Below are 23172 nucleotides of genomic sequence, written 5' to 3' on the forward strand. Positions count from 1 at the left end.
ACATGGTTCAGGCAATCGTTTTCCTGCCGCTGCTGGGCGCCATTCTGGCCGGCCTGATCGCGCTCGTCGGCGCGCATGGCCGCAACCCCTCGGGCGACGAGGTCGAGCATCACGGCGATCACGGCCATGGCGCACACGCTCATGCGTCCGATACGATCAACGAAGATGCGTCTGTCATCCACGAGAGCCATCACGAGCCCGGCGACGGTCACGACGGTCACGGCCCGGTCGAGCCGGCCGCGGCCGGCTCGCGCGGCGCCGAGCTGATCACGACCGCGCTGCTGTTCGTCTCGGCGGCGCTGTCCTGGATGACGCTGGTCGATGTCGGCTTCAACGGCCACGACCTCAGGAGCCAGCTTCTGCCGTGGATATTCTCCGGCGAGCTCGAGGTCTGGTGGACCCTGCGCGTCGACACGCTCACCGCCGTGATGCTAGTCGTGGTGACGACCGTGTCCTCGCTCGTGCACCTCTATTCCATCGGCTATATGGACGAGGATCCGTATCGCCCGCGCTTCTTCGGCTATCTCAGCCTGTTCACCTTCGCCATGTTGATGCTGGTGACGGCGGACAACCTCGTGCAGCTGTTCTTCGGCTGGGAAGGCGTGGGCCTGGCGAGCTATCTGCTGATCGGCTTCTGGTACCAGAAGCCGTCGGCGAATGCGGCGGCGATCAAGGCCTTCGTGGTCAACCGCGTCGGCGATTTTGGCTTTGCGCTCGGCATCTTCGCGATTTTTGCCATGACGAGCTCGACCGATTTCGAGACCATCTTCCATGCCGCGCCCGGCCTTACCGGCAAGACCATCGACTTCCTCGGCTGGCACGTCGATGCACTGACGCTGACCTGCTGCCTCCTGTTCATGGGCGCGATGGGTAAGTCGGCCCAGTTCCTGCTCCACACCTGGTTGCCGGACGCGATGGAAGGCCCGACCCCGGTGTCGGCGCTGATCCACGCTGCGACCATGGTCACCGCCGGCGTGTTCATGGTGGCGCGCCTGTCGCCGCTGTTCGAGCTCGCCCCGAACGCGCAGGCCGTCGTGATGTTCTTCGGCGCCACCACTGCGTTCTTCGCGGCGACCATCGGCCTCGTCCAGAACGACATCAAGCGCATCGTGGCGTATTCGACCTGTTCGCAGCTCGGCTACATGTTCGTGGCGATGGGAGCAGGGGCCTATTCGGTCGGCATGTTCCACCTGTTCACGCACGCCTTCTTCAAGGCGCTGCTGTTCCTAGGCTCCGGCTCGGTGATCTACGCGATGCACCACGAGCAGGACATCCGCAACATGGGCGGCCTCTGGCGCAAGATTCCTTACACGTTTGCGGTGATGGTCGTCGGCACGCTGGCGCTGACCGGTTTCCCGTTCTTCGCGGGATACTTCTCGAAGGACAAGATCATCGAGGCGGCCTATGCAGCGCATAATCCGTTCTCGACCTACGCCTATTTGCTGACGATCGCGGCCGCCGGCCTGACCTCGTTCTATTCCTGGCGGCTGATCTTCAAGACCTTCTTCGGCGAGCCGCACGACCAGCATCACTACGAGGCAGCCCATGAAAGCCCGATGTGGATGCTGGTGCCGATCGGCGTGCTCGCCGTAGGCTCGATCGCGGCAGGTTTTCCATTCGTGGAAGTGTTCGCCAACCCGCATGGCGTTGAGGAGTTCTTCCGCGAATCCGTGAAGATGAACCCGCATATTCTCGAGGACATGGAGCATATGCCGGCGCTGCTCGCCTATTTGCCCACCGTGATGATGGCGCTTGGCCTGTTCGTCTCCTACACGTTCTACATCAGCCGTCCGTATCTGCCGGTCGAGCTCGCGAAAACCCAGCCGATGCTGTACCAGTTCCTGCTCAACAAATGGTACTTCGATGAGCTGTACGATCTTATCTTCGTCCGTCCGGCGAAGTGGATCGGCTACCAGCTCTGGAAGAAGGGCGACGGCTTCATCATCGACGGTTTCGGCCCTGATGGCGTCTCGGCCCGTGTGCTGGATGTCACCCGCAACGTCGTGAAGATCCAGACCGGCTATCTCTATCACTACGCATTCGCCATGCTGATCGGCGCCGCCGGCCTGATCACCTGGTTCATGTTCGGCTTTGGAGGCCAGTAAATGACAACCTGGCCCATCCTTTCGGTCACGACGTTCCTGCCGCTGGTTGGCGCGCTGATCGTTTATTTAAGCCGCGGTGATGACGAGGCTAGCAGGCGCAATTCGCGCTGGATCGCCCTGTGGACCACGATCATCACTTTCGCGGTGTCGGTGATCCTGGTCGTGCGCTTCGATCCGTCGAATGCCGACTTCCAGTTCGTCGAGAAGTCGGCCTGGCTCGCCACCGGTATCACCTACCACATGGGCGTCGACGGCATTTCGCTGCCCTTCGTGATCCTGACCACCGCGCTGATGCCGTTCTGCATCATCGCGAGCTGGAAGTCGGTCACGAGCCGGGTGCGCGAATACATGATGGCGTTCCTGATCCTGGAAACGCTGATGATCGGCACCTTCTCGGCGCTCGATCTCGTGCTGTTCTATCTGTTCTTCGAGGGTGGCCTGATCCCGATGTTCCTGATCATCGGCGTCTGGGGCGGTCCGCGCCGGGTCTACGCGTCGTTCAAGTTCTTCCTCTACACGCTGCTCGGCTCGGTCTTGATGCTGCTCGCCATCATGGCGCTGTACTGGAACGGCAACACCACCGACATCCCGACCCTGATGCACACCGCAGTACCGCGGTCGTTGCAGACCTGGGCATGGCTTGCCTTCTTCGCCTCCTTTGCGGTGAAGATGCCGATGTGGCCGGTACATACCTGGCTGCCGGATGCGCACGTGGAAGCGCCGACCGCAGGCTCCGTGGTGCTTGCTGCCATCCTTCTGAAGATGGGCGGCTACGGCTTCCTGCGCTTCTCGCTGCCGATGTTCCCGCTGGCCTCGCATGACTTCGCGCCGCTGATCTTCACGCTCTCGACCATCGCCATCATCTATACCTCGCTGGTGGCCTTGATGCAGGAGGACATGAAGAAGCTGATCGCGTACTCGTCGGTCGCGCATATGGGCTTTGTTACCATGGGCATCTTCGCCGGCACCATGCAGGGCGTTGCCGGCGGCGTGTTCCAGATGATCTCGCACGGCATCGTCTCAGGCGCGCTGTTCCTCTGCGTCGGCATCGTTTACGACCGCATGCACACCCGCGAGATCGCGGCCTATGGCGGTCTCGTCAACCGGATGCCGCTCTATGCGATGACCTTCATGGTCTTCACCATGGCCAATGTCGGTCTGCCCGGCACGTCCGGCTTCATCGGCGAGTTCATGACGCTGATCGGCACCTTCAAGGTTTCGATCCCGACTGCCTTCTTCGCCTCCACGGGTGTGATCCTGTCGGCCGGCTACGCGCTGTGGCTTTACCGCAAGATCGTCTTCGGCGAGTTGGTGAAGCCGTCGCTGATGACGATCAAGGACATGACCTTGCGCGAGTGCGTGATACTGTTCCCGATGATCGCACTGACGATCCTGTTCGGCGTCTATCCGAAGCCGGTGCTCGATATGTCGGCCGCCTCGGTCCAGCAACTCGTCAACAATTACACCACCGCTGTGACGGCCGTGAAGGCCGCCGCACTGCTCCATTGATCGGGCAGGTCAGGATATCGCCATGAGCTTTACGACTGCAGGTTATCAACTGGCGCCGGTGCTGCCCGAGCTCGTGCTCTCGGTCGGTGCCATGGCGCTTCTGATGCTCGGCGCCTATCGCGGGCAGGGGACGACGAGCGCGGTGACCTCGCTGGCGACCGTGCTCCTCATCGCGGTCGGCGTGCTGGAATACATGCTGCCCGCGGGCAAGCAGGTGACCTTCGGCGGCAGCTTCATCGTCGACGACTTCGCGCGCTTCATGAAGATCCTGGCCCTGATCGGCTCGGCGGTGACGCTGGTGCTGTCGACCGAGTTCCTGTCCGATCCGTCGCGCCGCATCTTCGAGTATTCGATCCTGGTGCTGCTCTCGACGCTCGGCATGATGGTGCTGATCTCGGCCGGCGATTTGATCTCGCTCTATCTCGGCCTCGAGCTGATGTCGCTGGCGCTTTATGTCGTCGCCGCATCGAACCGCGACAACGCCAAGTCGAACGAAGCCGGTCTGAAGTATTTTGTGCTGGGCGCGCTGTCCTCGGGCATGCTGCTCTACGGCGCCTCGCTGATCTACGGCTTCACCGGCACCGTGAGCTTCACCGGCATCGCTAGCGCCGTGACGGCCGCGAATGTCGGCCTGGTGTTCGGCCTCGTCTTCCTGCTCGCCGGCCTCTGCTTCAAGATCTCGGTGGTGCCGTTCCATATGTGGACGCCCGACGTCTACGAGGGCGCGCCGACGCCGGTGACCGCCTTCTTCGCGTCCGCGCCGAAGGTCGCCGCGCTCGCGGTGTTCACCCGCGTCACGCTCACTGCCTTCCCCGGCATCGTCTCGCAGTGGCAGCAGATCCTGGTGTTCGTCTCGATCGCCTCGATGGCGCTCGGTGCCTTCGCGGCGATCGGCCAGAGCAACATCAAGCGCCTGATGGCCTATTCCTCGATCGGCCACATGGGCTTTGCCCTGGTCGGCCTTGCCTCCGGCACGGTCGAGGGCGCGCAGGGCGTGCTGATGTACATCGTGATCTATGTCACGATGACGCTCGGCTCGTTCTCGATCATCCTCGCCATGAAGCGCAACGGCCAGGCCGTCGAGCAGATCAGCGATTTCGCAGGGCTCTCCCGCACCAACCCGCTGTTGGCCTTCTTCTTCGCGATGCTGCTGTTCTCGCTCGCGGGCATTCCGCCGCTCGCCGGCTTCTTTGCGAAATGGTACGTCTTCGTCGCCGCCATCAAGGCGAACCTGTTCACGCTCGCCGTGATCGGCGTGCTCTCCAGCGTCGTGGGCGCCTACTACTATCTCGCCATCGTCAAGACGATGTACTTTGACGAACCGGCCGGGCAGGTCGATCCTGTCAGGGTCGAAGTGAAGACGGTGCTGGCGGTTGCGGGCCTGTTCAACATCCTGTTTGCACTGTTCGCGGGTCCGGTGGTGAGCGTCGCTTCCGCCGCCGCCAAGTCGCTGTTCTAGGATGGGGTTCGCGCTCGGTCCTTGCGCAATCGCGGCGGGCTACAAGCTCGCAGCCTTGGAGCGGACCGGCTCGACCAATGCCGACGCGATCGAAGCGGCGCGCGCCGGCGAGCGCGGCCCGATCTGGTTCGTGACGGCGGAGCAGACCGCCGGCCGCGGTCGCCGCCAGCGGCCCTGGATCGCACCGAAGGGCAATCTCGCCGCCAGCGTCCTCGAAGCCCTTGATGTCTCCCCTGCGGTCGCTGCCACGATCGGCTTCGCTGCCGGGCTGGCGGAGGAGGCCGCCCTCGAGAAGGTCAGCCTGGAGGCTGCGCTGCGGCTCGGCCCGGACCGGCCGCGATACGCCCTGAAATGGCCGAATGACGTTCTCGCCAACGGCAAGAAGCTCGTCGGCATCGGCCTCGAAGCCGAAGCCGTCGGCGATCGGCTGGCGATCGTGGTCGGCATCGGCACCAACATCGTGGCGGCGCCGGAGGGCACACCGACGCCGGCGGTGTCGCTTGCGGCCCTCGGCGTCCAGATCAGCGCGGAGGAGCTGTTTTCGGCCCTGTCGGATGCCTGGGTCGAGTTCCGTGGCATCTGGGACAATGGCCGGGGCTTTGCCGAGATCCGCAAGCTGTGGCTGGAGCGGGCCGCCCGCCTGGGCGAACCGATTGCGATCCACACGGGGACCATGGTGCTGGAAGGCACTTTTGACACGATCGACGACACCGGCTGCCTGATCGTCCGCACCGCGGAGGGGCGGCGGGTACCGGTCGCCGCCGGCGAGGTATTCTTCGGCCCGGTCCGTTCGGTGGGAGCTGCGTGATGGCGAGGCCCGACGAACTGGTGTTTGCCCCGCTCGGCGGCGTCGGCGAGATCGGCATGAACCTGTCGATCTATGGCCTTGGCAATCGCCACCAGCGCGCCTGGCTCGCGGTCGATCTCGGCGTCTCCTTCGGCGACGAGGAGCATCTGCCCGGCATCGACCTGATCATGCCGGACATCAGCTTCCTGGAGAAGGAGCGCAAGAACCTGATGGGGCTGGTGCTGACCCACGCCCATGAAGATCATTTCGGCGCCATCATCGACCTGTGGCCGCGGCTGAAATGCCCAATCTACGCGACCCAGTTCAGCGCGGCGCTGTTCGAGGCCAAATGCGCCGCCGAGCGCAACGCGCCCGTCATCCCCGTCACTGTGGTCCCGTCAGGCGGACGGATCGATGTCGGCCCGTTCAACGTCGAGTTCATCCCGGTTGCGCATTCGATCCCGGAAGCCCATGCGCTCGCGATCCACACCGACGCCGGCATCGTGCTGCACACCGGCGACTGGAAGATCGACCCGACCCCGACGCTGGGGCGGCCGACCGACGAGAAGCGGCTGCGCGAGCTCGGCGAGGAGGGCGTGCTCGCCCTGATCGGCGATTCCACCAACGCCGTGCGTGACGGCCGCTCCCCGTCCGAAGCCGAGGTCGCCCGCACCATCATCGATCTCGTCAAATCCGCCAAGGGTCGCGTCGCGGTCACGACCTTCGCCTCCAACGTCGCGCGTATCAAGGCCGTCGCCGACGCCGCCAAGGCCGCCGATCGCGAGGTCGTCGTGGTCGGCCGGGCCATGGAGCGCGTTGTGCAGGTGGCGCGCGAGACCGGCTATCTCGACGGCGTGCAGAATTTCCGCTCGCCGGAGGTCTACGGCCATCTGCCGCAGGACAAGGTGCTGGCGCTCTGCACCGGCAGCCAGGGCGAACCGCGCGCCGCGCTGGCGCGCATCGCCAATGACGACCACCCCGAAATCACGCTCAACCGCGGCGACAGCGTGATCTTCTCCTCGCGCACCATTCCCGGCAACGAGAAGGCGGTCGGCTCGATCATCAACAATCTGGTGCTGCAGGGGGTCGAAGTCCTTACCGATCGCGACCATCTGGTCCACGTCTCAGGCCATCCCCGCCGCGACGAGCTGCGCGACATGATCTCCTGGGTGAAGCCGCAGCTGCTGATCCCCGTTCACGGCGAGGCGCTGCACCTGAACGACCACGCAAAACTCGCGCGCGCCGCCGGCGTGCCCCGCGTGCTGGTCATCCGCAATGGCGACCTCGTCAAGCTCGGCCCCGGCGATCCCGGCGTGGTCGGCGAGCTGCCCTCGGGACGGCTTTACAAGGACGGCACCATTCTGGAGGACTCCAAGTCCCGCGCCGTGGTCGAGCGCCGCCGCATGGCGTTCTCAGGCTGTGCCTTCGTCGCCATCGCCATGACCGCGCAGGGTGAACTCGCGGACGAGCCGGAAGTCGATCTGGTCGGCATTCCCGAGAAGAACCGGGCAGGCGAGACGTTCGACGACATCGTCTTCGAGGCCGTGATGTCCACGGTCGAGGGCCTGCCGAAGGCCCGGCGCCGGGATCCGGATGCGCTGGCTGAATCGGTGCGACGCGCCGTCCGGGCCGTCATCAACGAACATTGGGGCAAAAAGCCCCCCTGTCTGGTACACGTCCTGACAGTCTAACGGGGAGACAACCATGCTGGGTCGGCTCAACCACGTCGCGATCGCGACCAAGGACGCTGTCAAGGCCGCCAAGATCTACGGCGCGGCATTCGGGGCGCAGATTTCCGAGGCTGTGCCATTGCCCGAGCATGGCGTCACCACCGTGTTCGCGACGCTCCCCAACACCAAGATCGAGTTCATCGAGCCGCTCGGCGAAACTTCGCCCATCGCAAAATTTCTCGAGCGCAATCCCGATGGGGGCATCCATCACGTCTGTTATGAGGTCGTTGACATCATCGCCTCGCGCGACACGCTGGTGAAGGAGGGTGCGCGCGTGCTCGGCGACGGCGTCCCGAAGATCGGCGCCCACGGCAAGCCGGTGCTGTTCCTGCACCCAAAGGACTTTTCCGGCGCGCTGGTCGAAATCGAGCAGGCGTAAGACCGGACCATGGCTGTCCAGATCTCAACCGCGCTCGCGATCTACTTCGTCATCTGGTGGGTCGCGCTGTTCCTGACACTGCCGTTCGGCGTGCGCAGCCAGCACGAGGACGGCGGCGGTGCGCCCGGTACCGATCCGGGCGCACCTATCCTCACCGGCATGAAGCGCAAGCTGGTCTGGACCACGATCATCTCGGCGATCATCTACGGCCTCGGCGTTGCCGCCTATCACGCCGGCTATTTCTCGCTCGACCGTCTCTCGAGATTGATGGGAATACCGTTTTAGAAGAGTAAGGGCCGGGGGATGTCAACCAAGCTCGTCATTGCGAGCGCAGCGAAGCAATCCAGAATCCCTCCGCGGTAAGACTCTGGATTGCTTCGCTGCGCTCGCAATGACGGCGGAGAGAGTTGGGGGAGCAAATGACTTTTCAGAGGATCGTCGTCGCGCTTCTGGTGCTTGTGATCGCCGGCCTCGGCGGCATCGGCTATGTTGAATGGAAAATGGCTGTGCAGGTGCGAACGCTGAAAGCGTTCGTCGAGGGCTATGTCTTCGACGAGGCCGTGCTGGCCTGTGAGCAGGCCAAGAGCTCGACGCCGTTCAAATGGAACGGCGGCAGGAGTACCTCGGTGATCGGGCTGAACTCGGTCAAAACAGACAAATACAGCGTCTACGCCAGCTATACGCTGGTGGCGGACAACGTTTATTGCGATTACGATCCGATCAAAAGAAAGGCCGAGATCGGTTCGAACTTCCTGGAGCGGGAGTAACGATCCGGCCCACGCAGGCATGATCCGGAAAAGTGCGAAGTGGTTTTCCGAGAAGATCCTGCCAAGAAACGGGATGGGATCGTCATGACGCAGGGACAGGGGGACTATCGAATTTTGCAGGAAGCGGCCTTGCGGGACTATCTCGCGGGCCTGCCTGATATCGTAGCGCAGCTCGGCGGCGAGCCGGCCGGCTGGGCCATCACCGAGGTCGGCGACGGCAATCTCAACCTGGTCTTCATCGTCAAGGGCGCGAGCGGCGGCATCGCCGTGAAGCAGGCGCTGCCTTACGTCCGTCTCGTCGGGGAGAGCTGGCCGCTGCCGCTGTCGCGGGCCCATTACGAATATCTCGCTCTGTCGCGGCAGGCCCTGCTCACACCCGGTCTCGTGCCGGCGCTGCTGCACCACAACGAGACGCTGGCGCTCACGGTGATGGAGCTGCTCGAGCCGCACATCATCATGCGCAAGGGGCTGGTCGCCGCTACGTGCTATCCGCGCTTCGCCGGCGACATCACCACCTTCATGGCGCGGAATCTGTTCTTCACGTCCGACCTCGCGCTCCCCGCTGCCGACAAGAAGGAGGCCATCGCGGCCTTTGCCGGCAATCATGCGCTGTGCAAGATCACCGAGGATCTGATCTTCACCGATCCCTACCGCATCGCCGAGCAGAACCGCTGGACCGCGCCATATCTCGATGGCCTTGCCGCGTCCTTGCGCGATGACATGGAGCTGCATGTCGCGATCTCGCGCCTCAAGCTGAAATTCATGGCGAGCCCCGAGGCGCTGCTGCATGGCGATCTCCACACCGGCTCGATCATGGTGACAGAGAGCGAGACGCGCGTGATCGATCCCGAATTCGCCTTCTACGGCCCGATGGGCTTTGACGTCGGGGCCGTGCTGGCCAACCTCCTGATGGCCTATTTCGCCTCCGCCGGCCACGAGCGAACCCCGGGTGAGCGGCGCGAATTCGAGGGCTGGGTGCTGGAGACGGTCGAGCTGGTCTGGAGCGAGTTTTCCCGCAAGTTCCTCGACCTCTGGCGCTCGGAGGCCAGCGGCGATGCCTATCCGGTTTCGCTCTTCGCCGGTGACAAGGGCGCCGCGCGGCTCGAGGCCGAGCGACACGCCTATATGCAGCGCCTCTTCGCCGATACGGTCGGCTTCGCCGCCGCCAAAACCATCCGCCGTATCTTCGGTCTCGCCCACAACATCGATTTCGAGCTGATCGAGGCTCCGAAGGAGCGCGCTATCAGCGAAGCCCGGGCCGTGCGGTTGGCGCGCGGGATGATGGTGGAAGCGATGGCGTTTCGGACGATCGCCGACGTCACGGGTGCTGCGCGAAAGCTGCGGGACTGGCAGCCGGAATTGTCGGCCTGAAGACGTCGCGAAAGGCGCACCTGCAGACTCCGGCATTGCGAGCGCAGCGAAGCAATCCAGGACTGTCGCCGCGAAGAGATTCTGGATTGCTTCGCTGCGCTCGCACCGAGCCTTGTCGCCCCATGACGCACTGCGTCAATCGGCGGGCTTGCGTCGCGCGGGCATGCAACCTGCCACGGGCTTTCCGTGCCTGCCTCAGGAACCGGCATGGATTGCCGTCAAAACGAAGCTTGCATTCGACGGGCGACGAATGATCAAATCCCTGATCCGAGTACCAGCGCTATTGGGGGGACACATGATGTTCAGGATGTTGGCGATCGTCGCGGGCCTGGGACTGGCGCTAGCCGGATCGGCGGAGGCCCAGACCCCGCGCAAGGGCGGAACCATCCGCATGACCGCGCCCTACGGTTCGAGCTTCACCAGCCTCGACATTCACACCACCCAGCGCGCCCAGGACGAAATCTACGCCAAGGCGCTGCATCGCTCGCTCTACATCTGGAATTCCGCGGAAGGAAAGCCGGTGCTGGAGCTCGCCAAGGAGGACGTGGTCTCCGGCGGCGGCTTGGTTCACACCTTCAAGCTGCGCGACGACGCCTATTTCCACAATGGCCGCAAGATGACCGCGGACGATATCATCTGGTCCTTCAACCGCATCATGGACGGCACCAAGGCCTATCCCGGCGCGCGTTATGTCCGCATCATCGAGGGCGCGGCCGCGGTCGAGAAGGGGCAAGCCAAGGAAATCTCCGGCCTGAAGAAGATCGACGACTTCACCCTCGAGATGAAGCTGACCGAGAAGGTCGATCCCGGTTTCTATTTCTTCACCGCGCTGACCTCGATCTATCCCGCCGACGAAGGTGCGAAGGAAAGCTTCATCCAGCATCCGATCGGTCTCGGGCCGTTCAAATTCGTCGAGCACGTGCCGGGTTCGCGCATCGTCTTGGAGCGGTGGGACCGGTTCTACAAGCCCGGCAAGCCTTACGCCGACAAGCTCATCGTGTCGATCATGGGTGAGGCCGCGGCGCGCGATGTCGCCTTCCGCAACAAGGAGATCGACACCTCGGTGCTCGGGCCAGCGCAATATGTCGCCTATCAGGCCGATCCCAACCTCAAGGGCACGCTCGTCGAAGTCGCCGAGGTCTTCACGCGTTATATGGGGATGAATCCCGCGTTCAAGCCGTTCGCCGACAAGCGCGTGCGGCAGGCGATCAACTACGCGATCGATACCGATCTGATCATCAACAAGCTGGTCAAGGGCAAGGCCTATCGTGCCACCAGCTGGCTGCCGCTGACCTCGCCGGCCTACGACAAGGCGATGAAGTCGTACCCCTACGATCCCGCCAGGGCCAAGCAGCTGCTCACCGAAGCCGGCTATCCCTCCGGCTTCGAATTCGAATGGACCACCAGTCAGAATGAAAGCTGGGGCCTGCCGATCGTTTCGGCCGTCATTCCGATGCTGGACAAGGTCGGCATCAAGGTCAAGGTCAAGCAGGTCGAGACCGCGGTGCTGGCGGAGGTGGTGCGCACCGGCGACTACCAGGCCTTCATCTATTCCCAGCAGAGCGGCCCGGATCCGCTGGCTGCGCTGAAATGCTTCCACTCGTCGACGCCGCAGCCGGCCTGCAACTACATGAATTTCAAGAACGCCGACTTCGACAAGATCCTCGACGAGGCAGGACAGACCGATGACGCTGCGAAGCGCAACCAATTGCTGCAAAAGGCCAATGCGCTGCTCTACGAGGAGGCGCCGGTCTGGTTCTTCAACTACAACAAGGCGGTGATGGCCGTGCAGCCCTGGCTCCACGGCGTTCAGAAGAACCCGACGGAGCTGACTCACCAGAACGCCGAGGAGCTCTGGGTCGACGAGACCTCGCCCGCAAAGTGACACGCGTTCTCGTGCTCCCTCCATTGCAGTGAGCGATGGGGGGAGGGAAGAAAGTGCCGATGCTCTCCTTCCTGATCCGTCGTCTGCTGCAGACCATTCCGACCGTGCTCGCCGTCGTGCTGCTGGTGTTCGTGCTGTTCAGCGTCGTTCCCGGCAGCATCGCCTCGACCATGAGCGACGACGTCGATCCTCAGGTCGAACTGCGCCTGAAGCAGCAGCTCGGCCTCAACGATCCCGTCTATGTGCGCTTTGGCAAGTACATCGCCAGGCTCGCGACCGGTGATTTCGGAACCTCGTTCCGGACGCGCGAGCCTGTGACGTCCATGATCGCCAAGCGGGCATGGCCGACGCTGCAGCTGATCTTCACGTCCATGGCGTTTGCGGTTCTGGTCGGCGTGCCGCTCGGTTTCATCGCCGCATTGCGGCCGGGCGGTTTCGTCGACAGCGCGGCGATGTTCGTGGCGGTGTCGGGCCTCTCGATCGCGAAATTCTGGCTCGGACTGGTGCTGATGTATCTGTTTGCGTTGAAGCTCGGCTGGCTGCCGAGCTTTGGCTATGGCGATGGAAGTCTCAAATATCTGCTGCTGCCGGCCGTGACGCTCGGTGTCTCGCCGATGGCGCTGCTGGCCCGGACGACGCGCGCCGCCGTCCTCGAGATCATGACCGCCGATTTCGTCCGCACCGCGCGCTCGAAGGGCATGAGCGAGACAAGGGTGGTGAAGTGGCACGTCATGCGCAACGCGCTCGTGATCATTCTCACCACCATGGGCCTGCAATTCGGCGCGCTGATGGGGCAGGCGGTCGTCGTCGAGAAATTGTTCTCCTGGCCAGGCATCGGCTCGCTGCTGGTCGATAGCGTGCTCCAGCGCGACATTCCGGCGGTCCAGGGCTCCATTCTGATCGTGGTGCTGGCCTTTCTCGCGATCAATCTCCTGATCGACGTGCTGTACGGCGTCATCGACCCCAGGATCCGATACGCATGAAGCTCCGCGCCAATCTCGTCATCGGCGGCGCCCTGTTCGCGCTCGCGATCGCGGTCGGTCTGCTGGCGCCATGGCTGGCGCACACCGATCCGGTCCTCGACGCCAACCTCATGAACGCGGAGGAGCCGCCGAGCTGGACCTGGTGGTTCGGCACCGACGACCAGGGCCGCGACATCTATTCCCGCGTCGTCTACGGCGCGCGCGTCTCGCTGACCGTCGGCATCGTCTCGCAGCTGATCAACAGCGTGATCGGCGTGGCGCTGGGCCTGAGCGCCGGCTATTGGGGCGGCTGGTGGGACGATGTCGTCAACGCCCTGACCAATCTCATGCTCGCGATCCCCTCGCTGATCTTCGCGCTGGCCATCATGGCGGTGCTCGGGCCGGGCCTGACCAGCCTCTTGATCGCGCTCGGGCTGACCAACTGGTCCTTCACCTGCCGGATCGCGCGGGCCTCGGCCCTGTCGCTGAGGAATCAGGGCTATGTCCAGGCGGCGACCGTGCTCGGTTACGGCGACTTTCGGATCATGATCACGCAGCTGCTGCCGAACATGCTGGGGCCGATCGTCGTCATCGGCACGCTCGGCATGGGCAGTGCGGTTCTGTCCGAGGCGGCCCTGTCGTTCCTCGGCCTCGGCGTCCGCCCGCCGTTTCCGAGCTGGGGCAGCATGCTGTCGGATGCCCGCGACCAGATCACGACGGCGCCGTGGCTCTCGGTGTTCCCGGGCCTTGCCATCTTCCTGACGGTGCTCGGCCTCAACCTGCTCGGCGACGGCCTGCGCGACATTCTCGATCCCCAATCGCGGAGCCGGCGGACATGACGGGCGCACCGCTGATCGAGGTCGAGGATCTCCGCATCGATCTCGACGATGGATCGAGGCGCGTTGCCGCCGCCGAGGGCGTTTCATTCCGCATCTCGCGCGGCGAGACGTTCGGCCTGGTCGGCGAATCCGGTTGCGGCAAGAGCATCACGGCGCTCGCCTTGATCGGCCTGTTGCGGCCGCCCCTGTCGATCGGCGCCGGCGTCATCCGCTTCGACGGAAAGGAGATCCAGCACCTTTCGGCAGCCAGGCAGCGGGACCTGCGCGGCGACCGCATCGCCATGATCTTCCAGGAGCCGATGACGGCACTGAACCCGGTCTCCCCCGTGGGACGGCAGATTGCGGAGATGTTCGTGCTGCACAAAGGCAAGAGCTGGCGCGAAGCCAACCGGCTCGCGGTCGAGGCCCTGGCCAGCGTCCGCGTCCCCGCGCCGGAGCGGCGCGTGAACGATTACCCGCACCAGCTGTCCGGCGGCATGCGCCAGCGCGTGATGATCGCGATCGCGCTTGCCTGCGGGCCGGATCTCCTGATCGCCGACGAGCCGACCACCGCACTCGACGTCACCGTGCAGGCCGAGATCATCGAGCTGATGCGAAATCTCTGCGCCGAGCGCGGGACGGCAATCCTGATGATCAGCCACGATCTCGGCCTGGTTGCCAATGTTTGCCGCCGCGTCGCCGTGATGTATGCCGGCCGCATCGTCGAGGAGCGCGGCTCGGCCGATATTTTTCGCAAGCCCTCGCATCCTTATACGCAGGGCCTGGTCGACTCGCTGCCGCGGCTGGGCAGCCGCGCAGCGCTTGGCCGCTCCAGGCTCAAGGAGATCGCGGGCGTCGTCCCGGCCATCACCAGTTTCCCCGATGGCTGCCGGTTCAATCCGCGCTGCGTCCATGCGACCGACATTTGCCGCACGATTGTCCCTGAGACGGATTTGCTGGAGGCGGGCGGTCTGGTGAGGTGTCATCACCATGCATGAGCCGCAGGCGAGACGGGAAGACGATCTCATTCTCAGCGTCGAGGATCTCGCGGTTCATTTTCAGGTGGGCGGCGGGTGGCTGGGCCGCAACCGGCGACTGCTCCGCGCCGTCGACGGCGTCGATCTCACCCTGAAGCGGGGCGAATGTCTCGGGCTGGTCGGCGAGTCCGGGTCGGGCAAGTCGACGGTCGCATTGTCGATCCTGGGCCTGCTGACGCCGACGCGCGGCCGCATCGTGCTGGACGGGCAGGTGGTGACATCAAGGCCATTCGGCGACCGCAAGTCGCTCGCCCGCATCGTGCAAATCGTCTTCCAGGATCCCTACGCCTCGCTCAACCCGCGCCAGACCGTGCGTCGCACGCTGGAAGATCCCCTGCGCGTCCATGGTGTGACCGCCAGAAGCGAGATCGAGGACCGCGTCGCGACGATGCTGCGGCATGTCGGCCTGCGGCCCGAGCAGGCCGGCCGCTATCCGCATGAATTCTCCGGTGGCCAGCGCCAGCGTATCGGAATCGCCCGCGCGCTGATCCTCAACCCGAAGATCGTCATCTGCGACGAGCCGGTCTCGGCGCTCGATGTCTCGATCCGCGCCCAGATCATCAACCTGCTGCTGGAACTGAAGGACACGCTCGGCCTGTCCTACATCATGATCAGCCACGACCTCGGCGTCGTCGAGCACATGAGCGACCGCGTCGCCGTGATGTATCTCGGCCGCATCGTCGAGAACGGTGACTGGCGCGCAATCTTCGAACGCCCTGCGCATCCCTATACGCAGGCCCTGATCGCGGCCATCCCCGATCCCTTACGCCATGCCCCGTTGGCGACGACGGGCGGCGACCTGCCCAATCCGCTCAATCCGCCGAACGGATGCGCCTTCAGTCCGCGCTGCCGCTATGCGGAAGCCGTCTGCCGCCATGAGCCGGGGCCCGTTCTGGAGACCCGTCCCGATGGACATGCCGTGCGGTGCTGGCGCGCTGAGGAGATTGCCGGCCACGCGGAGCTCGCCGCGACCGAGGCTGGACCTCTCTAAAGCAGCGCCATCGCCATGCCGGCGGCGGCACTGAAGCCGACGACGATGAGCGGAGGCGCGCGCCAGGCGATCAGCAGGACGAAGCCGACAAGCGCGATACCGAAATCGCGCGGCGAGTGCACGGTGGTGGTCCAGACCGGATTGTAGAGCGCGGCACCGAGCACGCCGACCACCGCGGCGTTGACACCGCGCATCATGGCCTGGGCGCCGGCGCGCTTCCGGAACGAATCCCAGAACGGCAATGCGCCGAGCAGGACCAGGATGCCGGGCAGGAAGATGCCGACGAGGCCGAGCGCTGCGCCGGCAACGGCGTGCGGCTCCGGAGAGACCACCGTGCCGAGATAGGCCGCGAAGGTGAACAGCGGCCCCGGCACCGCCTGGGCTGCACCGTAACCGGCGAGAAAGGCATCGTCACTGAGCCAGCCCGGTGCGACGAAGGCTTCCCGGAGCAGGGGAAGCACGACATGCCCGCCGCCGAACACGAGCGCGCCGGAGCGGTAGAAGGCGTCGAACAGGGCGACGCCCGTAGAGCCAGTCAGCCCTCTCAGAACGGGAAGACCCGCCAGTAGAACGAAGAACATCCCGAGAGTGATCAACCCCACGGTACGTGATACCGGCATTTCCACATGCCCGGCCGATGCTTGCGCATCGCTGCGGCACAGCCAGAGACCCGCGAGCCCGCCGAGGATGATCGCACCAATCTGGGCGATCGACGCCGTGCTGAACAGAATGATGAGTGCTGCGACCGTCGCGATCGACGCGCGCGCGCGGTCGGGACAGAGGTTGCGCGCCATGCCCCAGACCGCCTGTGCCACGATCGCAACGGCGGTCAGCTTCAATCCGTGCAGCAGGCCGCCACCAACAGGTCCGCCCAGCGCGCCCGCGCCGTAGGCGAACAGGACGAGGATCAGTGCCGACGGCAGGGTGAACCCGGTCCAGGCGGCGAGCGCGCCCGGATAGCCGGCGCGCATCAGGCCGATCGAGAAGCCCACCTGGCTGCTGGCGGGACCCGGCAGGAACTGGCACAGGCCGACCAGGTCGGCGTAGGCGTGCTCGTCGATCCACTTTCTCCGCACCACGAACTCGTCGCGGAAATAGCCGATATGGGCGATCGGACCGCCGAAACAGGTGAGGCCGAGCTTGAGGAAGATGCGCAGGACTTCCAGCGGCGAGCCGGCACGGGATCGTTCTCGGATGGAGACGCCGGTTGACGGATTAAGATTGCTCACGGACGATTGATCCGATTTCCGGGACAGGTTTTATCGAGTTTCGATAAACGATATCGCCGGAACCGGCCAGCGCTATTCGTTCATGGCCTCGCCGGTGAATTCCAGGAGCCGGGACTTCGCGAGGGCAAGTCCCTTCCTGCCCAGCGGCGTCGCGCGGTAGAGTGTGCGCGCGGTCCGGCCCGGGTGTTCCTTCCGCGAGCGCAAATAGCCTTTCCGTTCCATGCCGTGGAGCAGAGGGTAGAGCGTTCCGGGACTGAGCTTGTAGCCGTGCCGGGCTAGTTCCTCGATCATCCACTGGCCGTAGATTTCCTGTTCCGCCGCATGGTGCAGAATGTGCAACCTGACGAACCCGGTCAGCAGATCCTTGAACTTCATGCTGGTCTTTATCGAATTTCGTAATTGGAACGACGCCCGCCGTTATCAGTTGGTGCGCCGTCGCGCCAGCGCTTTCCTTGGTCTGGCGAGGCCATATTAGCAGCGAGGAGACTGAGCATGGCAAGTGCGGCAGATCGCGATCCCCGGCACCATACGCAGAAGATGCAGAAGGCGTTCCAGGATATCCGGAACCATCTGCGTGAAGACGTGCAGAAGGTGGATGAACCACAGCTCAAAGCGATGTTCGAGACCTCCGCCGAGGTTCTGGGCGGGCTTGAGAAGGCCTTCAGGGATTACGAACAGAAGAACGAAAAGGCCTGGCGCTGAGAGCGCCACGCCACGTCTGGCTCACAGAGCCGCGGGAGCGCCGCGATGGTCGTCATGTCAAGCAAGCGTCGCCTGCTGTTGCTCGGAGGAGCGCTGGCGGCGGTCGCGGCGCCCGCCGTTATCACACGGCCGGCCTTTGCCAAAAGCAAGGGCGGCGAAGGGAAGCAGAAGGGCGGGGAGAAGAAAGGCGAGGAGGTCACCCCGCCCGAAGACCTGATGCGCGAGCATGGCGTGCTCGATCGCGTGTTGCTGCTCTACGAAGCCGGAATCCGGAAGTTCGCGTCCAACGATGATTTTGATCCTGCCCTGATCACGCAATCCGCCGGGATCATTCGCGACTTCATCAACAACTACCATGAGAAGTCGGAGGAGGAGCACGTCTTCCCGCGCTTCAAGACAGCCGGCCAGATGACCGATCTGGTGGACATCCTGCTGCGCCAGCACGAGGCGGGCCGGAAGGTCACGGACAATATCCTGAGGCTGGCGCCGTCGGGCCGAAGCAACGCCGACGATCGCAGGCAGCTGGTCGGCGCGATGCAATCCTTCATCACGATGTACCGGCCGCACGCCGCGCGCGAGGACACCGATCTCTTTCCGAAGCTGAAAGACGTGGTTTCTTCCGCCGAGTACGACGCGATGGCCGAGGACTTCGAGAAGAAGGAACACGAATTGTTCGGCGCTGATGGCTTCGAGAAGATGGCGGATCGCGTCGCCCAGCTGGAACAGCAGATGGGCACTCACGACCTCAACCAGTTCACGCCGCGCTGATGGTGCCGGCGGCTCGCAGACCTCGGCGACGCCGGCTCGACCGTTCCAATGATTTCTTTGCGTCTTTCGGCACGGGCGGGTTGACAGTCCGGCCATCAGGGCTTTTATTTCCGGTCCGGGGAATTGCGATCTCCCCGCGAGGCGACATGCCCAAGAATCGCGTCCTGTTCACCAAGGGCGCAGCATGTCCACATCATACACTTCGATCTCACCCGATAAATTGTTCCGCCTGATCGGCACGGCCAACGCGCCGACGCTGATCGACGTCCGCATCGACGAGGATTTCGCGGCCGATCCGCGTTTGATACCCGGCGCGACCAGGCGCTCCCATCTCGACGTCCAGGACTGGGCCTCGCGCCTGACGGGGCAGTCGGTGGTCGTCATCTGCCAAAAGGGACAGAAACTCAGCGAAGGAACGGCCGCCTGGCTCCGCTGTTACAACGTTGCCGCAGAATCCCTTGAAGGCGGCCATCTCGCCTGGAAGGAAGCAAAGCTCCCGACCGTTCCGGTGAACAGAATGCCCAAACGCGACGGACGGGGCCGCACGGTCTGGGTCACGCGGGCGCGCCCCAAGATCGACCGCATCGCCTGTCCCTGGCTGATCCGGCGCTTCATCGATCCGGCCGCGGTCTTCCTTTACGTGTCGGCTCAGGAAGTCGAGGCGACGGCTGAGCGCTTCGATGCCACGCCCTTCGACATTGAAAACGTATTCTGGAGCCATCGCGGCGAACTCTGCACCTTCGACGTGATGGTGCAGGAGTTCGGGCTTTCGACACCGCCGATAAACCGGCTCGCCGAGATGGTGCGGGCCGCCGACACGGCGCGGCTCAATCTCAGTCCGGAGGCTCCAGGCCTGCTTGCAGCTTCGCTCGGCCTGTCGCGCATGTTCGACGACGACCTCGAACAGCTGAATGCCGGCATGTTGCTCTACGACGCGTTTTACCGATGGTGCCGTGACGCAACCGGAGAAACCCACAACTGGCCAACCAACAAGGCCAAGCGCTGACGGGCACGGTTGTTCGTGCCCGCTGCAGCGCGCCGTCGTCGCCCGAAAGGCGACGACACTGACCGAACCTGGGCTGGGAGCAAGACCAGGAGAATGATCATGCGGAAGCAAATCATCGCGTCTGCAGCTCTGCTGCTGGCAAGCGCGGGGGGATTCTCGCCCGCGCTTGCCCTGTCTCAGGAGGAGCTTGTCGCCAGGATACAGGCGGCCGGCTACGCGCAGGTCAGCGACATCAAATCGACCGCTGAAGGCATCAGCGCCAAGGCGGTCAAAGATGGCAAGCCGGTCCGGCTCGTTGTCGACAGCAGTGGCCAGGTCAAAGAGCAGAAATAAGGATGCGTGCGATGCGAAAGATGACCGCAATATTGATCGGCGCAGCAGCCTGCGCCGCCGTTCTCGGCACCAACGACCAGGGACTCGGCCGAGACGTGCTCCCGCAGTTCGTCTCGACGGCTCACGCCGCAGACGGCATCGACTGGCAGAAGATCGACGAAACGCTCGGCCGCAAGGCAGCCGTCTCGGACGATGTCCACCGCTACGGCTTTCCTCGCACGGATCTCGCGGTGACATTGGACGGGGTGACGATCAAGCCGGCACTGGCGCTCGGCGGCTGGGTTGCGTTCAAGCCCGCTCATGGCGGGGCAATGGTCATGGGCGACCTCGTGTTGCTCGAAACCGAGATCAACCCGGTGATGGCCAAGATGATCGCTGATGGCCTCGAGATCACGGCCGTCCACAATCATCTGCTGCGCGCGAGCCCGGCGACGTTCTACATGCATGTCGCCGGACATGGCGATCCCGTGAAACTGGCGGCGGCGATCCACGGCGCGCTCGCCGAAAGCAAGACCCCACCCACCGTCGCGGCGCCGGCGAGCCCGCCGCCCGCCGTCGATCTCGATACCGCCAAGCTCGACCAGATCATCGGCGTGAAAGGCCAGGCCAACGGCGGCGTGTACCAGTTCAGCGTCAAGCGGCGCGATCCGATCACCGAGGAGGGCATGGCGCTTACGCCCGTCGGCCCGATGGGTGTTGCGATCGGCATCAACTTCCAGCCGACCGGCGGAGGCAAGGCCGCCATCACCGGCGACTTCGTGCTGACGGCCGACGAGGTGAATCCGGTGATCCTGGCGTTGCGAACGCACGGCATCGAGGTGACCGCGCTGCACAGCCACATGTTGGACGAGCAGCCGCGACTGTTCTTCATGCATTTCTGGGCCAACGACGACGCGGTCAAGCTCGCCGAGGGTTTGCGCGCGGCGCTCGACAAGACGGCCAGCACCAAGAGTTGAAGCAGCGGCCGCGAGTCCGAGGCCGGCAAGGAAACGCACAGGAGCCAAGGCAATGTCCTACCAGGTCAAACCGCTGCCGTTCGATCCAAAATCGATCAGCGGCATCTCCGAAAAGGTCCTCGTAAGCCATTACGAGAACAATTACGGCGGTGCCGTGAAGCGGCTCAACGCGATCGGCGCGCAACTCGCCGAGTTGGACTATGCCAAGGCGCCGAACTTCGTCATCAACGGCTTGAAGCGCGAAGAGCTGATCGCGATGAATTCCATGGTCCTGCACGAAATCTATTTCGATGGCCTCGGCGGCGCGAGCAGGCCGGGCGGCGCTCTCGCCGAGGCGATCGTGCGCGACTTCGGCAGCATCGAGCGATGGCGGGCGGAGTTCTCGGCGATGGGCAAGGCGGAGGGCGGTGGATCGGGTTGGGTGATCCTGTCCTATTCCCCCCGCAACAAGCGGCTCGTCAACCAATGGGCCGCCGACCATACGACGACGCTTGCCGGCGGCCGCCCTGTGCTGGTGCTCGACATGTACGAGCATGCCTATCACATGGACTTCGGTGCAGCGGCGGCCCGCTATGTCGACATCTACATGGAGGCCATTCGCTGGGACAACGCCTCCGCGCTCTACGATCAATATGCGAGGGAAAGCTGAGGAGGAGGCATGACGGGGAAATTGCGAATGAGAAACCTTGCTGCCGCAATGTTCGCATTGGTGGGCCTGCTGGCCAGCGAACTCGCAGCTCGTGCGCAGACCTGCAAGGTCTGCGCTGAACAGCGCGCGGCATGCATGAAGAACTATGCCGGCCCGGCCTGCAAGACCGAGTACCAGATGTGCCTGAAGGCCTGCAAGAAGTGAGGATGGCGGAATCGAACGGTCAACTTGCACGGTGCCTCATCGCGGCACTCGCGGCCGGCATCGGGGGCTGGTCACCCTCGATGCCGGCTTTGTCGATGAGAAGGACGGCACGCTGCGAAGCTTCTCAATGGGCGTCAAGAAGGTAGGCAAATGGGTGGTCGAGAAGGACCAGCTTTGCCTTTATCTCGGAGAGAGCGACGACGGCTGTTACCAGGTGACGCGGAGCGGCGAGCAGATCGAATTGATCCCGATGGGGCTCGGCGGCTCGCTCGATGGCATTTTGCAGCCCGCTTATTACGGCAACGGGGACACGTGATGACGACGACAACAACGACGAGCGAACGCGGCGGAATGGCTGATATGGTTCGCTATTTTCTGCGGCTCGGATTTCTCGGCTTCGGCGGGCCGGTCGCGCTGGTCGGCCAGATGGAGCGCGAGCTCGTCAGCGACAAGAAGTGGCTCACGCGGGAGCAGATGCGCGAGGCCATCGCCATCTGCCAGTCGCTTCCCGGCCCGCTGGCGATCCAGGTCGGCATCTTCATCGCCTATCTGCGTTGCGGCTTCTGGGGCGCGTGGGCCGGCGGCTGGGCGTTTATCTTGCCGAACTTCGTCATCGTCGCGGCCCTCGGCGCGCTCTATGTCCATCTCGGGGATCTCAAGGCGGTCACCGGCATCTTCTATGGCGTCAGTCCGGCCGTGATCGCGCTGATCCTGCATTCCTGCTACCGGCTCGCCAAGCTCGGCATGGAGGATTGGCTGCAATGGGCGATCGCCGCGGTCTGTCTGGCCGTGACCGTAATCCTGAAGGCGGAGGTCGCATTTCTGTTCATCGGGGCAGGGATCGTCGGGATCATTTATTACGGCAACATCAAGCGCCCGCCCGTCGCTCTTCAGCTTGCGGCGATCCCGGCAGCGGCGCCCGGCGTTGCGCCGGCCGCGACCGCATCGACGCTGGGGAAGCTACTGCTGTTCTTCCTCAAGGCGGGTTCACTGACCTTCGGCAGCGGCCTTGTGATTGTTCCTTTCCTGGAGCAGGGACTGGTGCAGCAATATGGCTGGCTCAACGAGCGCGAATTTCTGGTCGCGGTCGCGATCGGCATGATGAGTCCCGGACCGGTCGTGATCACCGCCACCTTCGTCGGCTACCTCGTGGCGGGATTCTGGGGCTCGTTGATCTCCACCATCGGGATCTTCCTGCCGTCCTTCCTGCTGGTCCTGATCATCGCGCCCTTGCTGGCGCGGCACCGCAAGAATCCGAACGTGCAGGGCTTCGTGAAGGGCGCCTATGCGGCAGCGATCGGGACCATTCTGGGGGCGTGCTTCCTGCTCGGCAAGATCGCGATCGGCGACTGGCTGACCGCGCTGATCGGCATCGTCTCGCTCGCCGTGCTGTTCCGCTGGAAGGTCAGCAATCCCATGCTGATCGCCGTCACGGCCGTCGTGGGGCTGATCGCCTATCCAGTCCTTCAGCCGGCTTGGGTGCTGACCGGGCTGAAATGAGATGACGACGCTGCGGACACGGAGA

The 23172-nt window shown here is 64.1% G+C and carries 25 protein-coding genes; 23 read left to right on the forward strand and 2 right to left on the reverse strand.

Annotation, left to right across the window (positions count from 1 at the left end):
• Positions 1–2 precede the first annotated feature (2 nt).
• The 14 genes from nuoL to XH88_RS33085 all read left to right on the forward strand — a co-directional run bounded on the left by nuoL (position 3) and on the right by XH88_RS33085 (position 15800).
• Positions 3–2105, forward strand: a complete 2103-nt coding sequence (gene nuoL, locus XH88_RS33020; protein ID WP_271672377.1) for an NADH-quinone oxidoreductase subunit L — start codon at positions 3–5, stop codon at positions 2103–2105.
• A complete protein-coding gene (locus tag XH88_RS33025) occupies positions 2106–3614 on the forward strand; it encodes an NADH-quinone oxidoreductase subunit M (RefSeq protein ID WP_271672378.1) in 1509 nt (502 codons plus the stop codon).
• Positions 3615–3636: 22 nt separating this feature from the next.
• Positions 3637–5073, forward strand: coding sequence for an NADH-quinone oxidoreductase subunit NuoN (gene nuoN / locus XH88_RS33030; protein WP_271672379.1), 1437 nt, complete (start codon positions 3637–3639; stop codon positions 5071–5073).
• A 1-nt stretch (position 5074) separates the two neighbouring features.
• On the forward strand, positions 5075–5881 hold the full coding sequence (locus XH88_RS33035; RefSeq protein ID WP_271672380.1) for a biotin--[acetyl-CoA-carboxylase] ligase: 807 nt from the start codon (positions 5075–5077) through the stop codon (positions 5879–5881).
• A complete protein-coding gene (locus tag XH88_RS33040) occupies positions 5881–7551 on the forward strand; it encodes a ribonuclease J (RefSeq protein ID WP_271672381.1) in 1671 nt (556 codons plus the stop codon). Before XH88_RS33035 ends, XH88_RS33040 begins: the two co-directional genes overlap by 1 nt.
• A 13-nt stretch (positions 7552–7564) precedes the next feature.
• Positions 7565–7969 carry a methylmalonyl-CoA epimerase gene (gene mce / locus XH88_RS33045; RefSeq protein ID WP_271672382.1) on the forward strand — a complete coding sequence of 135 codons (405 nt, stop codon included), beginning with the start codon at positions 7565–7567 and terminating at the stop codon, positions 7967–7969.
• A 9-nt stretch (positions 7970–7978) separates the two neighbouring features.
• Entirely contained in the window at positions 7979–8254 is a 276-nt protein-coding gene (locus XH88_RS33050) for a DUF1467 family protein (RefSeq protein ID WP_271672383.1), read from the forward strand.
• Positions 8255–8388: 134 nt separating this feature from the next.
• Positions 8389–8736: a hypothetical protein gene (locus XH88_RS33055; protein ID WP_271672384.1), complete on the forward strand. Its 348-nt coding sequence runs from the start codon at positions 8389–8391 to the stop codon at positions 8734–8736.
• Positions 8737–8820: 84 nt separating this feature from the next.
• Positions 8821–10107, forward strand: a complete 1287-nt coding sequence (gene mtnK / locus XH88_RS33060) for an S-methyl-5-thioribose kinase (RefSeq protein ID WP_271672385.1) — start codon at positions 8821–8823, stop codon at positions 10105–10107.
• Between the two features lie 295 nt (positions 10108–10402).
• Positions 10403–11992, forward strand: coding sequence for an ABC transporter substrate-binding protein (locus tag XH88_RS33065; RefSeq protein ID WP_271672386.1), 1590 nt, complete (start codon positions 10403–10405; stop codon positions 11990–11992).
• Positions 11993–12051: 59 nt separating this feature from the next.
• The gene (locus XH88_RS33070) at positions 12052–12975 is read left to right on the forward strand and encodes an ABC transporter permease (protein WP_271672440.1); all 924 of its coding nucleotides are present in this window, start codon (positions 12052–12054) and stop codon (positions 12973–12975) included.
• On the forward strand, positions 12972–13793 hold the full coding sequence (locus XH88_RS33075) for an ABC transporter permease (RefSeq protein ID WP_271672387.1): 822 nt from the start codon (positions 12972–12974) through the stop codon (positions 13791–13793). Before XH88_RS33070 ends, XH88_RS33075 begins: the two co-directional genes overlap by 4 nt.
• Positions 13790–14770, forward strand: coding sequence for an ABC transporter ATP-binding protein (locus tag XH88_RS33080; RefSeq protein ID WP_271672388.1), 981 nt, complete (start codon positions 13790–13792; stop codon positions 14768–14770). The genes XH88_RS33075 and XH88_RS33080 overlap by 4 nt, the downstream gene beginning before the upstream one ends.
• Positions 14763–15800 (forward strand): ABC transporter ATP-binding protein, encoded by a 1038-nt coding sequence (locus XH88_RS33085; RefSeq protein WP_271672389.1) that lies wholly within the window; start codon positions 14763–14765, stop codon positions 15798–15800. The genes XH88_RS33080 and XH88_RS33085 overlap by 8 nt, the downstream gene beginning before the upstream one ends.
• Here the strand turns inward: XH88_RS33085 and chrA (XH88_RS33090) are convergent.
• Positions 15797–17029, reverse strand: a complete 1233-nt coding sequence (gene chrA / locus XH88_RS33090) for a chromate efflux transporter (protein ID WP_271672390.1) — start codon at positions 17027–17029, stop codon at positions 15797–15799. The genes XH88_RS33085 and chrA (XH88_RS33090) overlap by 4 nt on opposite strands.
• A 72-nt stretch (positions 17030–17101) precedes the next feature.
• Complete coding sequence (locus tag XH88_RS33095) at positions 17102–17404, reverse strand: PadR family transcriptional regulator (RefSeq protein ID WP_271672391.1); 303 nt, start codon at positions 17402–17404, stop codon at positions 17102–17104.
• 117 nt (positions 17405–17521) lie between these two features.
• On the opposite strand from XH88_RS33095, the gene XH88_RS33100 reads away from it, so the two are divergent.
• From XH88_RS33100 to chrA (XH88_RS33140), 9 genes are all read left to right on the forward strand, one after another.
• The gene (locus tag XH88_RS33100) at positions 17522–17731 is read left to right on the forward strand and encodes a hypothetical protein (protein ID WP_271672392.1); all 210 of its coding nucleotides are present in this window, start codon (positions 17522–17524) and stop codon (positions 17729–17731) included.
• A gap of 45 nt (positions 17732–17776) precedes the next feature.
• Positions 17777–18499, forward strand: coding sequence for a hemerythrin domain-containing protein (locus tag XH88_RS33105; RefSeq protein ID WP_271672393.1), 723 nt, complete (start codon positions 17777–17779; stop codon positions 18497–18499).
• 184 nt (positions 18500–18683) lie between these two features.
• On the forward strand, positions 18684–19505 hold the full coding sequence (locus tag XH88_RS33110; protein WP_271672394.1) for a sulfurtransferase/chromate resistance protein: 822 nt from the start codon (positions 18684–18686) through the stop codon (positions 19503–19505).
• Between the two features lie 99 nt (positions 19506–19604).
• Positions 19605–19838: a PepSY domain-containing protein gene (locus XH88_RS33115; protein WP_271672395.1), complete on the forward strand. Its 234-nt coding sequence runs from the start codon at positions 19605–19607 to the stop codon at positions 19836–19838.
• An 11-nt stretch (positions 19839–19849) separates the two neighbouring features.
• Positions 19850–20794, forward strand: coding sequence for a DUF1259 domain-containing protein (locus XH88_RS33120; protein ID WP_271672396.1), 945 nt, complete (start codon positions 19850–19852; stop codon positions 20792–20794).
• Between the two features lie 52 nt (positions 20795–20846).
• On the forward strand, positions 20847–21443 hold the full coding sequence (locus XH88_RS33125) for a superoxide dismutase (protein WP_271672397.1): 597 nt from the start codon (positions 20847–20849) through the stop codon (positions 21441–21443).
• Between the two features lie 27 nt (positions 21444–21470).
• Entirely contained in the window at positions 21471–21647 is a 177-nt protein-coding gene (locus XH88_RS33130) for a hypothetical protein (protein WP_271672398.1), read from the forward strand.
• A 31-nt stretch (positions 21648–21678) separates the two neighbouring features.
• On the forward strand, positions 21679–21963 hold the full coding sequence (locus XH88_RS33135; protein ID WP_271672399.1) for a hypothetical protein: 285 nt from the start codon (positions 21679–21681) through the stop codon (positions 21961–21963).
• Positions 21964–22007: 44 nt separating this feature from the next.
• Positions 22008–23147 carry a chromate efflux transporter gene (gene chrA / locus XH88_RS33140; protein WP_271672400.1) on the forward strand — a complete coding sequence of 380 codons (1140 nt, stop codon included), beginning with the start codon at positions 22008–22010 and terminating at the stop codon, positions 23145–23147.
• Positions 23148–23172: the final 25 nt, after the last annotated feature.

The sequence above is a fragment of the Bradyrhizobium sp. CCBAU 51627 genome (assembly GCF_028128765.1).
In the GTDB taxonomy this organism is placed as follows: domain Bacteria; phylum Pseudomonadota; class Alphaproteobacteria; order Rhizobiales; family Xanthobacteraceae; genus Bradyrhizobium.